Here is a 12066-nt window from a genome sequence, read left to right on the forward strand (position 1 = left end):
CAAACGTGATGGCCTTGCGAGCTGATCGGCAAGCAAGGATGCTCTCGTCCCGGGCGCGGCCTTGAACCTTCTCTCGCCAGCCCGGACCTATCGAATGCGGCGGCACATATTTCGTCACAGCAACCAACTGGCTTCAAAGGAGCTGCAAATGGTCGAAAAGACGTCTGAGGCAAACGCGGCACATCAAGAGACTGTCAAACCGGGCGACCCCGCCCTGGCGAAGGCGCCGGTTGCAACCGTGAGTGAGGCGCTGCCGGACGATCAACTCGACACGGTTTCGGGCGGTGCGTACCCGGTTGTTATCATGGGGTATGCCAACTTTGGCCGCACCGGTTAGTCGCCTTCAACCCAGGAATGCCATGCTCAATGCCGGCCACACGAGGCCGGCATCTCCGCCGATGTCATTCTCTGATGCCCAAGCGGCCAGCGTGGAGCCCCCCCGCTCGACTTGATGCGTGTTATTTGCCGGACTCGGACCGGCGCAAGGCCAGTTATGGCCCCACCATCAGGGCATAGCGGAGTTCATCTCTGCCCCGACTGCGGCGGAGTGCGAGCCTCCTCTCCCCTAGCTTAGTGGATCTCTGCCGAGCGCTTCAGCGCGGCCTTTAGCTTCTCCAGCGAGAAGTCGGGGCTGCGGGCGATCTCCAGGATCGGCGTCTCGCGGCGGCCGCAGAGCTCGGCGGCCTCCGGCAGCTTTGCGGCGACGTCGAGCGGAATCACGATGGCGCCGTGCTGATCGGCGTGGATCAAGTCGTCGGACTTCACGGTCATGCCGGCGACGCGCACTTCGCCGCCAAAACTCTCCGCATGCACCCAGGCATGCGACGGGCCGATCGAGCCGGCCAGCGCCTGGAAGCCAGAGGCCCATTGCGGGATGTCGCGGATCGAGCCATCGGTGATGACGCCGAGGCAGCCGAGCGCCTTGTGCACGTTGCTCTGCACCTCGCCCCAGAACGCGCCGTAGCCGACGTCGGGACCGTCGATGTCCTGGATCACCGAGATGCGCGGACCGTGGCCGGTGCCGACATATTCGTAATATTCGATGCGGCGCTTCGACTGCTCTTCGGGTGCAAGCGAGGATTTCAGCACCGAGCGGATCGCAACCGTGCGGGCATAGCCGACGATCGGCGGCAGGTCGGGGAACGGACAAACCAGTTGCTTGGTGGTGTAACCGATCAGCCGGCGCTCGGGCGCCACGATCTCCATGGCGTTGCAGATCGTCGGGGTATCGTAGCGGCCCAGCGCTTCGAGGACGGAAGCGGGCAGCGGCCCGGTTACGGTATCAGTCACGGCGTTCTCTCCCAGATTGGCGGCTGATTGACGTAATGCCGCCGGCACAGGGCGATATAGCCGAGATCAGGCTTCAACCCAACTCAAGGGCCCTCATGGCAGATATCCGCGTGTGGCCGCTCAGTGCATGATCCGGAAAAGTGCGCAGCGGTTTTCCGAAAAGATCATGCTTGAACAACGAGCTAAAGCGCGATGACGGTTCAGCCAAATCTCATCGCGCTTTAGTGCAGCCGTCCGGGCCGATCGTCGTCGTGCGGCGGCTCCGACAGGTTCGCCAGCGTCGGCGCCGACGGCGGCGACGAGATCTCGCCTCCCGCAGGCGTGGCGGCCTCCATCGCGCGCGCCTGGTCGCGATAGGATTTGTAGCCGAGCGGCAAAGCGAGAAGATACAGCACCGTGCCGATCGACAGCACGTGCCAGGGATAGGCGATCAGGATAGCGATGAAGACGATCACCGCGACGAAGGCCGGCAGCACCAGTTCCGGCGGCACGCGCATGCGCTTGGTCTTGCCGGAGAACACCGGCAGGCGCGACACCATCAGGAAGGCGATCAGGAGCGTGTAGGCCGCCGTCACCGCCGCGGGCGCGCGGCCGAGATCGAGGAAGGCCGCATAGATCGGCAGCAGCACCGTGATCGCGCCTGCCGGCGCCGGCACGCCGGTGAAGAAATTGGCGGCGAAGGCCGGCTTGTTGGGATCGTCCATCGTGGCGTTGAAGCGCGCAAGACGCAGGCCGCCGGAGATCGCGAACACCATCGCGGCGATCCAGCCGGCATTGCCGAGCTCGTGCAACTGCCAGAAATACAGCATCAATCCGGGCGCCACACCGAAATTGACGAAGTCGGCGAGGCTGTCGAGCTCCGCCCCGAACTTGGATTGGCCCTTGATCATGCGCGCGATGCGGCCGTCGATGCCGTCCAGCGCGGCTGCGAACACGATGGCGTAAACGGCGAGCGACATCCGCCCCTCGATCGACAGCCGGATCGAGGTCAGGCCCGCGCAGATCGCCAGCAGCGTGATGACGTTGGGCACCAGCATCCGCACCGGAATCGGGCGGAACCGCCGGCGGCGAACGTCAGGGTCTTTGAAATCATAGGGCGTCATGGCTCGTCCTCACCTTGAGGCGAGGTATAGCAAGCCGCGTCCCCCTCCGCCATTGCGGCGGAAGGGCCCCAGGGACCGACTTATTGGTTAATTGGCGCGGTAGGCGCGGCTCGGGTCGTCGCCGGCAAGATCGGCCAAAATCGTCTCGCCGGCGATCGCGGTCTGCCCTTCCGACACCAGCGCCTTGGTGCCGACAGGCAGATAGACGTCGAGGCGCGAGCCGAAGCGGATCAGGCCGAACCGCTCGCCGGCGCCGATCGCCTGGCCCTCCCTGACGAAGCAGACGATGCGCTTGGCGATCAGGCCTGCGATCTGGACCACGCCGATCCGCGCCGTCGGCGTCGTGATCACCAGCGAGTTGCGCTCGTTGTCCTCGCTCGCCTTGTCGAGCTCGGCATTGATGAAAAGGCCGGGCCGGTAGGCGATGCGGTCCACCCTGCCCGCGATCGGGCTGCGGTTCACATGGCAGTTGAACACGCTCATGAACACCGAGATGCGCGGCAGCGGCCGGTCGCCGAGCCCGAGCTCGGCCGGCGGCAGCGCCATGGTGATCATCGAGACGCGGCCGTCGGCCGGCGACACCACCAGCCCCTCGCGCACCGGCGTCACCCGCACGGGGTCGCGGAAGAACAGCGCACACCATACGGTGAGGATGGTGCCGATCCACCCCAAAGGCGACCACAGCCAGAACAGGATCAGGCTTGCCAGCGCAAAGCCGCCGATGAAGGGATAGCCCTCCTTGTGGATCGGCGGGATCTGACGCTGGATCGAATCGAGAATGGACATCGCTATCTGCCGCTCAGGGTTGATGGCGCAGGTCGTCCCGCGCGGTACAGTTGTTTAGGCCAGAGTTGGGACCGGAGACAAGGTCACTCCGCGGCCGCAGGCGCCGTCAGGACGTCCTCGACCGGCGGCGGCTGCCGGTTGGGCGCCTCGCTGGTATCGGCCATCTTGGCCAGCTTCTCGCGCGCGGCCTCCGCCTCGCGCTGCCTGTTCCACATGCTGGCATAGAGGCCGCCCTGCGCGAGCAGCTTTGCGTGAGTGCCACGCTCGGCGATGCGGCCCTGGTCCAGCACGATGATCTCGTCGGCGCCGACGATGGTCGAAAGCCGGTGCGCGATCACCAGCGAGGTGCGGTTCTTCGCCACGCGGTCGAGGGCGCCCTGGATCTCGTGCTCGGTGTGGGTGTCGAGCGCGGAGGTCGCCTCGTCCAGCACCAGGATCGGCGGCGCCTTCAAGACGGTGCGCGCGATCGCGACGCGCTGCTTCTCGCCACCCGACAGTTTCAGGCCGCGCTCGCCGACCTGAGTCTCATAGCCCTTCGGCGCCATGCGGATGAAATTGTCGATCTGCGCGAGGCGTGCCGCCTCCTCGACCTCGGCATCGCTGGCGTCCCAGCGGCCGTAGCGGATGTTGTAGCGGATGGTGTCGTTGAACAGCACGGTGTCCTGCGGCACCATGCCGATGGACGCGCGCAAGCTCGCCTGCGTAACCTCGCGAATATCCTGGCCGTCGATCAGGATCCTGCCGCCGGAGATGTCGTAGAGGCGGAACAGCAGCCGCGAGATGGTCGACTTGCCGGCGCCGGACGGGCCGACGATCGCGACCGTCTTGCCGGCCGGCACCTCGAAGCTGATGCCCTTCAGGATCGGACGCGCCGGCTCATAGGCAAAGCGCACGTCCTCGAAACGCACGATGCCGGCGGAGATGACCAGCGGCTGCGCGTCGGGGCCGTCCTTGATCTCGGCCTCGCGCCCCAGCACGCCAAACATCTTCTCGATGTCGATGATCGCCTGCTTGATCTCGCGATAGACCATGCCCATGAAGTTCAGCGGCTGGTAGAGCTGGATCATCATGGCGTTCACCAGCACGAAATCGCCGACCGTGTTGGTGCCGTTGCGCACGCCGATCGCGCACATCAGCATGGTCGCGGTCAGACCCAGCGTGAAGATCACGGCCTGGCCGGTGTTGAGCACCGCGAGCGAGGTATAGGCCTGGACGCTCGACTCCTCGTAGCGCGCGACCGAGCGGTCGTAGCGCTGCGCCTCGCGCGCCTCGGCGCCGAAATATTTCACGGTCTCGTAGTTGAGCAGCGAGTCGATCGCCTTGGTGTTCGCCTCGGTGTCGGAATCGTTCATCTTGCGGCGGATGCCGATCCGCCACTCGGTCGCGATGTAGGTATAGTACATGTAGACCGCGACCGTGATCAGCGTCGCCACCACGTAGCGCCAGTCGAACTGCCAGAGCAGCACCGCCAGCAGCAGCGAAACCTCGACGATGGTCGGGATCAGCTGCAGGATCACCATGCGCACGATGACCTCGATGCCCTCGCGGCCGCGCTCGAGCACGCGCGTCAGGCCGCCGGTCTTGCGCTCGAGGTGGAAGCGCAGTGACAGCTCGTGCATGTGAATGAAGGTGATGGTGGCGAGCTTGCGCACCGCATGCATGGCGACGCGCGCGAAGAGGCCGTCGCGCCACTGCGTCAGCACTGCCATCAGGATGCGCGTCGCGCCGTAACTCGCCGTCAGCAGCAATGGCGAGGCGATCACCCAGAGGTGCCAGTTGTCGGGCAGCACCGGCGCGGTGTTGGCGCCGGTCAGCGCGTCGGTCGCCCATTTGAAGCTGAACGGCACCGTCAGCGTGATCAGCTTGGCGGCGAGCAGCAGCACCATCGACCAGACCACGCGCATTTTCAGGTCGAAGCGGTCGCCCGGCCAGATATAGGGCCACAGATGCGCCAGCGTGCCCATCAGGGTGGCCCGCTCGAGCGGCCCGCCGGCGGGATCTGGCACGTCGGCGCCGGGCGGCGAATGAGGTTGGTCCATCAAGAAGCCTGAAAGCCCGCCGGATGCGGGCGCGCTGCGATTAACGATTTTCGCTCGTCATATAGAAGCTTCCGGGGGCGAGTGCACCCCGCCAGATGGCGAATGTTTGATTGTTTGTCGCCATTTACCGGTAGATTTCCGGTAGGTCCGAATCACCGATTGGACTTGACGCCTCTTCGCTGCAATGCATCATGGCACCAATGAGCACGATCAAAACCGTCTGTGTCTATTGCGGCTCCGGCCCCGGAACCAATCCCCGCTTCACCGAAGGCGCCAAGGCGTTCGGCAAGGCGCTCGCCGAGAACAACATCCGCCTGGTCTATGGCGGCGGCTCGCTCGGCCTGATGGGCTCGGTCGCAACCTCCGTCCTCGATAACGGCGGCACCGTCACCGGCATCATTCCCGAATTCCTGCGGATGCGCGAGAATGCGCTGACGCGCGTGCAGGAGATGATCGTCACCCCCGACATGCACGAGCGCAAGCGGCTGATGTTCGAACGCTCCGACGCCTTCGTGGCGCTGCCGGGCGGTGTCGGCACGCTGGAGGAGCTGGTCGAGCAGTTGACCTGGAAGCAGCTCGGCCGTCACGCCAAGCCCGTGCTGCTCGCCAATATCGACAATTTCTGGGAGCCGCTGTTCTCGCTGCTGTCGCACATGCGCCAGACCGAGTTCATCCGCGCCGGCCTCTCGGTCGACATCCTCAAGGCCGATCGGGTCGAGGAGATCCTGCCGAAGCTGAAGGCCGCCGTGGCAAAGCTCGCCGAGGCGGAAAAAGAGCTCGCTCCGGAAGTCGCGCGCAAGCTCTGACGCCCTACTCCGCAGGAAACGTCACCGCCTCGATCCGGTTGCCGTCGGGATCGACGACGAACGCCGCGTAGTAGCGCACGCGATCGTGCGGGCGGATGCCCGGCGCGCCGTCGGATGCGCCGCCGGCGGACAGCGCTGCGGCGTGAAACGCATCGACCTCGGCCGTCGTCTTCGCCCGCAGGCAGATGTGCACGCCGCTCTCCGGCGGCACACGCGGCATGCCCTCGCGCAAGTTGATCCAGAATTCAGGATAGGTCTTGCCGAAGCCGACCGTCCGCGGCCGCGTGACGAGACGCGTGAGGCCGAGGGCGGCGAGCGTCGCCTCGTAGAATGTTGCGGAGCGATCGAGATCGCTGACGCCGACGGAGATGTGGTCGATCATGTGCTGCCCTCCCCCATTGTCCGTAGCCCGGATGAGCGAAGCGACATCCGGGAAAGTCTATCCGTGCGGCGCATACCGTCCCGGATATCGCTTCGCTCATCCGGGCTACATCTTGCTTACGCCGGCGCGCCCGATTTCACGAGCTTGTAGATCACCGAATCCATCAGCGCCTGGAACGAGGCGTCGATGATGTTCGGGGACACGCCGACCGTGGTCCAGCTGTCGCCGTTCTCGTCCTCGCTCTCGATCAGCACGCGCGTGACCGCGCCGGTGCCGCCGTTGAGGATGCGGACGCGGTAGTCGATCAGCTTCAGGCCCTCGATGTATTTCTGGTACTTGCCGAGGTCTTTTCGCAAGGCGACGTCGAGTGCGTTGACGGGGCCGTTGCCCTCGGCCGCGGAGATCAGGTGCTCGCCGGCGACGTCGACCTTGACGACCGCGAGCGCCACCGTGACGCGCTCGCCGAGCGCGTTGTAGCGCTGCTCGACATTGACGTCGAACTGCTCGACCTCGAAATAATGCGGCACCTTGCCGAGCGTGCGGCGCGCCAGCAGATCGAACGAGGCGTTGGCGGATTCGTAGGCGTAGCCGGCCGCCTCGCGCTCCTTCAGCTCCTCGACGAGACGCGTCAGCTTCGGATCGCTCTTTTCATAGGCGATGCCGGCGCGGTCGAGCTCGGCGATGACGTTGGAGCGGCCGGCCTGGTCTGACACCAGCACCTTGCGGTGATTGCCGACCAGTTCCGGCAGGACGTGCTCGTAGGTCTGCGGATCCTTCAGCACGGCGGAGGCATGAATGCCGGTCTTGGTGACGAAGGCGCTCTCGCCGACATAGGCCGCATGCCGGTTCGGCACGCGGTTGAGCATGTCGTCGAGCGTGCGCGACACCTTGACGAGAGTCGCGAGCTTCTCCGGCGTCACACTGATCTCGAAGGCGTCGGCAAACTCCTGCTTCAGCTTCAAGGTCGGGATCAGCGAGCAGAGATTGGCATTGCCGCAGCGCTCGCCGAGACCGTTCAGCGTGCCCTGGATCTGCCGCGCGCCGGCGCGCACGGCGGCGAGCGAATTCGCCACCGCCTGCTCGGTGTCGTTATGGGCGTGAATGCCGACGTGAGCGCCGGGGATGTGTCTGGTCACCTCGGTGACGATGGCCTCGACCTCGTTCGGCATGGTGCCGCCATTGGTGTCGCACAGCACCACCCAGCGCGCGCCGGCCTCGTAGGCGGCTTTCGCGCAGGCGAGCGCGAAGCTGGAATCCTCCTTGTAGCCGTCGAAGAAATGCTCGCAGTCGAGCATCACCTCGCGGCCGGCCGCCTTCGCCGCCGCGACGCTGTCGCGGATCGAAGCGAGGTTTTCTTCCCTAGTCGTCTCCAGCGCAACGCGCACCTGATAGGCGGAAGACTTCGCCACGAAGCAGATCGCATCGGCCTTGGCTTCGAGCAGACCGGCGACGCCGGGATCGTTGGAGACCGAGCGCCCGGCCCGGCGCGTCATGCCGAAGGCGGTGAAGCGCGCGTGATTGAACTTCGGCTTGCTGCCGAAGAACTCAGTATCGGTTGGATTGGCGCCGGGATAGCCGCCCTCGACATAGTCGATGCCGAGCTCGTCCAGCATCGCCGCGATGATCTGCTTGTCGGTCAGCGTGAAATCGACGCCATTGGTCTGCGCGCCGTCGCGCAGCGTGGTGTCGAACAGATAGAGGCGCTCCTTGCTCATTGCGATGCTCCGAGCGTCTTCTTCATGGTGGTGTTGGCGAGCCACTCGTCATTGACGGTGATGCTGTTGCGCTGCATGGCGACATAGCCGCGCTTGGCGAAGAAGCCCTGCGCGGTGTCGCTGGCATCGACCGACAGGCTTTTCGCGCCGCGGCCGCCGGCAAGCTTCTCCAGCGCGTCGACCAGCATGGTCGCGATGCCCTGCCGGCTTACTGCCGGATGCACATAGAGCATGCGGATGTGGTCGGCCCCTTGCAGCGAGGCGAAGCCGACGGGCGAGCCCTCCAGCGTCGCGATCAGCGTCAGGTCGGCGGCGAGCCGCTTGCCGAACTCTTCGCTTTCCGCCGCCTCCATCCAGGCCTGCTGCTGCGACTCGTTATAGTCATCGCCGGTCAGCTCCTCGATGCTCGCGGCGAAGATCGCGGCGAGCACCGGCACGTCATCAGGCAGGAAGGGCCGCAAGCCCGGCTTTGGCAAAGTCTGTCCCATCGTCTTCACCACATCCCATAGAGCTTGAGCGCCAGCGCCACCGCGGCGGCGAGGAGCAGGACCTTCAGCGCGATGTAATAGAACCAGTGCCGCGGAAAAGGCGTGTCGGGCCGCTTCATCGCGAAAACTCCCAGGTCGTCCCTTCCTTGGAGTCCTTGATCGCAACGCCCATCGCGGCGAGCTGATCGCGGATGCGGTCGGACTCTTTGAAGTCTTTCCGTCCACGGGCTGCGGTCCGTTCCGAGATCAAGCGCTCGACCTCCCCGGCATCGACCCCGCTCGCCTGCTGCTTGCGATCTTCCCACTGCGCGGCGCTCTCGGAGAGGAAGCCGAGCAGCCGCAGCGATCCCGCCAATGCGCTCACGTCGCTGTTGCGCAGGCCATGCAGCGCCGCGATCGCCAGGGAGGTGTTGAGGTCGTCGAGCAGCGGTTCGACCACGGACGCGGCGGGCCGGCCGGGATCGACGTCGGCCGCAACGCGATACCAGTCGTCGAGCGTCTTGGCGCTCTCCTCCAGCGATTTCATGGTCCAGTCGATCGGCGAGCGGTAATGCGTCTTCAGCATGTTCAGGCGCAGCACCTCGCCCGGCCAATCCGCCAGCAGCTCATGGATGGTGATGAAGTTGCCGAGGCTCTTCGACATCTTCTCGCTTTCGACCTGAAGGAAGCCGTTGTGCATCCAGTAGTTCGCCATGCGCTCCCGGTGGAAGGCGCAGCAGGTCTGCGCCACCTCGTTCTCGTGATGCGGAAACACGAGATCGATACCGCCACCGTGGATGTCGAAGTGCTCGCCGAGGTGCTTCCAGGCCATCGCCGAGCACTCGATGTGCCAGCCCGGGCGTCCCTGCGCAGCGATGCCGGCCGGCGACGGCCACGACGGCTCGCCGGGCTTGGACGGCTTCCACAGCACGAAGTCGGTGTTGTCCCGCTTGTAGGGCGCGACATCGACGCGCGCCCCCGCGATCATCTCGTCCAGCGAGCGATTGGACAGCGCGCCATATTGCGGCAGGGTGGAATTGGCCGCGTTCATCGCCTGCGGCGAGAACAGCACGTGGTCCTCGGCGACATAGGCAAAGCCGCCGGCGACGAGCCGTTCGATGATCTCACGCATCTCGCCGATATGCTCGGTCGCGCGCGGTTCGACGCTCGGCCTGAGCGCGCCGAGCGCATCGACGTCGGCGTGAAACTGCTTGCCCGTCTGCTCGGTGACCTTGCGGATCGCCTCGTTCAGCGGCAGGCCCGGAAAATCACGCGCGGCGCGGTCGTTGATCTTGTCGTCGACGTCGGTGATGTTGCGGACGTATTTGACGTGCGCCTCGCCATAGAGATGGCGCAGCAGCCGAAACAGCACGTCGAACACGATCACCGGCCGGGCATTGCCGATATGGGCGAAGTCATAGACCGTCGGTCCGCAGACATACATGCGGACGTTGTTCGCATCGAGCGGCACGAACGGCCGCTTTTCCCTGGTCAGCGTATCGTAGAGGCGCAATTCCATATGGATACCCGTCGGCTGTTGGCCGGGCGTCCAAGGCTCTCAATGTTTTTGAGAAAAGACGGCTCCAGCCAGCGAATCGCTAGCTCGTAATCTCGCGGCAAATGGCGCAAATGGCGAGGAGACCGTACATGCGGCCACATATGGGCTATGAGGCGGCCCCGCGTCAAGAGAGCCGCGAAAATGCCGTTCTATCTCCGCAAAGCACGGCCGCCCCGCCATGATGGTTCATCATCATTAACCTTTTGAGTTTATTCGGAAGCTGGCGGTTCCCCCAGCCCCCGGTGCTACCCATGCGATCCCTGTTTGCGCTCATTTCCTGTGCCTCCATCGTCGCAGCGTCCGGCGCAGTCGCCGAGACCCGCGTCTTCATCATCGCCAACCAGGCGGACGGCTACGGCATCGACCAGTGCCTGGCCAAGGGCGACAAATGCGGCGCGCAGGTCGCGCGCACCTATTGCCAGTCACGGGATTTTGCCCAGGCCTCGGCCTATCGCCGGGTCGATCCCGACGAAATTACCGGCTCCGTCCCCAAAACCGGCGCAAACTGCTCCCATGGCCATTGCGACGAATATGTCGCAATCACCTGCCAGCGCTGAATTCGCTCGGAACTGGCGGACCTTAGGCCCAATCTTTGGCCCCCTGAAACGACGTGACGATGCCGCAGGAAGCGGCTATGGGAGGGCGCGCTTCGGCCCCTCATGTCACATTGGGCCGTGACCTCGCTAGAATGGCGGATATGCCTGAATTTTTGACTCTCGCCCGTGCCCGCTCGATCCTTGCCTGCACCGTGCTCCTGAGCACCGTCATGCTTGCCAACGGCGCCTTCGCGCAGGCTGGCCCGCCCGGTCCGCCGCCTCAGCCCGGCCAGAACGGGCTCGGCCCCAATCCGATGTGCGTGCGACTGGAAGGCCAGCTCGCCGCGCTCGATCGTGGTGGCGGCGGTGACCCCGCGCGCGAAGACCAGATTCGCCGATATCAGGATTCCCAGGCCAAGCAGCAGGCCGAGCTCGACCGCGTCACCATGCAGGCCAAGCGCATGGGCTGCGATTCCTCCGGCTTCTTCTCGCTGTTCAACGGCCAGTCGGCGCAGTGCAGCCCGGTCAACACCCAGATCCAGCAGATGCGCGCCAATCTGGACCAGATCACCGGCAATCTTGAGCGCCTGCGTGGCGGCGGTCCCGGCGGCTTCAGCCCGGAACGCGACAGCCAGCGCCGCTCGGTGCTGGTGGCCCTCGCCCAGAACAATTGCGGCCCGCAATATGCCAACGCCGCGCAGTCGCAGGGCGGCGGCAACTTCCTGAGCAACCTGTTCGGCGGCAACAACCCCAACAATCCGCAAAGCGTGCCGCCCTCCGATCTCGGCCCGCAATCCGGCACCTACCGCACCGTATGCGTGCGCACCTGCGACGGCGCCTATTTCCCGGTCTCGTTTGCCACCGTGCCGGCGCGCTTCCCGGACGACGAGAAGACCTGCAAGGCGCTGTGCCCGGCCGCGGAAGCCGTGCTCTACACCCATCGCAATCCCGGCGAAGACATGAACTCCGCGGTCTCCATCAGCGGCCAGCCCTACACGGCGCTGCCGACCGCATTCAAATTCCGCAGCGAGTTCAACCCGTCCTGCTCCTGCAAGGCGGCGGGACAGACCTGGGCCGACGCGTTGAAGTCGGCCGACGACAAGGCCGCGGCCGAGCAGCAAGGCGACATCATCGTCACCGAGGAGAGCGCCAAGAAGATGCAGCAGCAGCGGCTCAACAAGGGCACGCCTGCCGCCAATGGCAAGAAGGGTGCGGCTCCGGCACCGACGACAGCCACCGCGCCGGCCACGACACCGCCGGCGGATACCGGCACGGCTCCGACGAGTTCGGAAAACAAGCCGATCCGCTCGGTCGGCCCGACCTTCCTGCCGCAGCAGCAGAAGTAGCTCAGCTCTGCTCCACCGTCATGCCCGGCCGCCCACCG

General features: G+C 65.3%; 12 protein-coding genes. 4 read left to right on the top strand and 8 right to left on the bottom strand.

The genetic code is table 11. The annotated features are described in order from the left end of the window. Nucleotides 1-148: 148 nt before the first annotated feature. Nucleotides 149-337, top strand: coding sequence for a hypothetical protein (locus tag XI09_RS44680; protein WP_271572640.1), 189 nt, complete (start codon nt 149-151; stop codon nt 335-337). A 233-nt stretch (nt 338-570) separates the two neighbouring features. Here XI09_RS44680 and XI09_RS44685 read toward each other — a convergent pair whose 3' ends face one another. The 4 genes from XI09_RS44685 to XI09_RS44700 form a co-directional block, all read right to left on the bottom strand. Then, nucleotides 571-1290 (bottom strand): RraA family protein, encoded by a 720-nt coding sequence (locus tag XI09_RS44685; RefSeq protein ID WP_271572641.1) that lies wholly within the window; start codon nt 1288-1290, stop codon nt 571-573. 221 nt (nt 1291-1511) lie between these two features. Further along, nucleotides 1512-2393 carry a CDP-alcohol phosphatidyltransferase family protein gene (locus XI09_RS44690; RefSeq protein WP_271572642.1) on the bottom strand — a complete coding sequence of 294 codons (882 nt, stop codon included), beginning with the start codon at nt 2391-2393 and terminating at the stop codon, nt 1512-1514. 87 nt (nt 2394-2480) lie between these two features. Next, complete coding sequence (locus tag XI09_RS44695) at nt 2481-3185, bottom strand: phosphatidylserine decarboxylase (protein ID WP_257784524.1); 705 nt, start codon at nt 3183-3185, stop codon at nt 2481-2483. Nucleotides 3186-3262: 77 nt separating this feature from the next. After that, complete coding sequence (locus XI09_RS44700) at nt 3263-5218, bottom strand: ABCB family ABC transporter ATP-binding protein/permease (protein WP_271572643.1); 1956 nt, start codon at nt 5216-5218, stop codon at nt 3263-3265. A 200-nt stretch (nt 5219-5418) separates the two neighbouring features. On the opposite strand from XI09_RS44700, the gene XI09_RS44705 reads away from it, so the two are divergent. Then, nucleotides 5419-6024, top strand: a complete 606-nt coding sequence (locus XI09_RS44705) for a TIGR00730 family Rossman fold protein (RefSeq protein WP_177234062.1) — start codon at nt 5419-5421, stop codon at nt 6022-6024. A gap of 4 nt (nt 6025-6028) precedes the next feature. On the opposite strand, the gene XI09_RS44710 is transcribed toward XI09_RS44705, so the two are convergent. From XI09_RS44710 to cysS, 4 genes are all read right to left on the bottom strand, one after another. Then, complete coding sequence (locus XI09_RS44710) at nt 6029-6406, bottom strand: VOC family protein (protein ID WP_271572644.1); 378 nt, start codon at nt 6404-6406, stop codon at nt 6029-6031. A gap of 116 nt (nt 6407-6522) precedes the next feature. Continuing rightward, nucleotides 6523-8121, bottom strand: a complete 1599-nt coding sequence (cimA, locus tag XI09_RS44715; protein ID WP_271572645.1) for a citramalate synthase — start codon at nt 8119-8121, stop codon at nt 6523-6525. After that, on the bottom strand, nt 8118-8609 hold the full coding sequence (locus tag XI09_RS44720; RefSeq protein ID WP_271572646.1) for a GNAT family N-acetyltransferase: 492 nt from the start codon (nt 8607-8609) through the stop codon (nt 8118-8120). Before XI09_RS44720 ends, cimA begins: the two co-directional genes overlap by 4 nt. A 115-nt stretch (nt 8610-8724) precedes the next feature. After that, complete coding sequence (gene cysS, locus XI09_RS44725; protein ID WP_271572647.1) at nt 8725-10107, bottom strand: cysteine--tRNA ligase; 1383 nt, start codon at nt 10105-10107, stop codon at nt 8725-8727. A 290-nt stretch (nt 10108-10397) separates the two neighbouring features. Between cysS and XI09_RS44730 the strand changes: the two genes are divergently transcribed. Continuing rightward, nucleotides 10398-10703 carry a hypothetical protein gene (locus XI09_RS44730; RefSeq protein ID WP_271572648.1) on the top strand — a complete coding sequence of 102 codons (306 nt, stop codon included), beginning with the start codon at nt 10398-10400 and terminating at the stop codon, nt 10701-10703. Between the two features lie 131 nt (nt 10704-10834). Beyond that, on the top strand, nt 10835-12028 hold the full coding sequence (locus tag XI09_RS44735) for a DUF2865 domain-containing protein (protein ID WP_271572649.1): 1194 nt from the start codon (nt 10835-10837) through the stop codon (nt 12026-12028). The last annotated feature ends 38 nt before the right edge of the window (nt 12029-12066 follow it).

Source organism: Bradyrhizobium sp. CCBAU 11386 (genome assembly GCF_028128955.1).
In the GTDB taxonomy this organism is placed as follows: Bacteria; Pseudomonadota; Alphaproteobacteria; order Rhizobiales; family Xanthobacteraceae; genus Bradyrhizobium.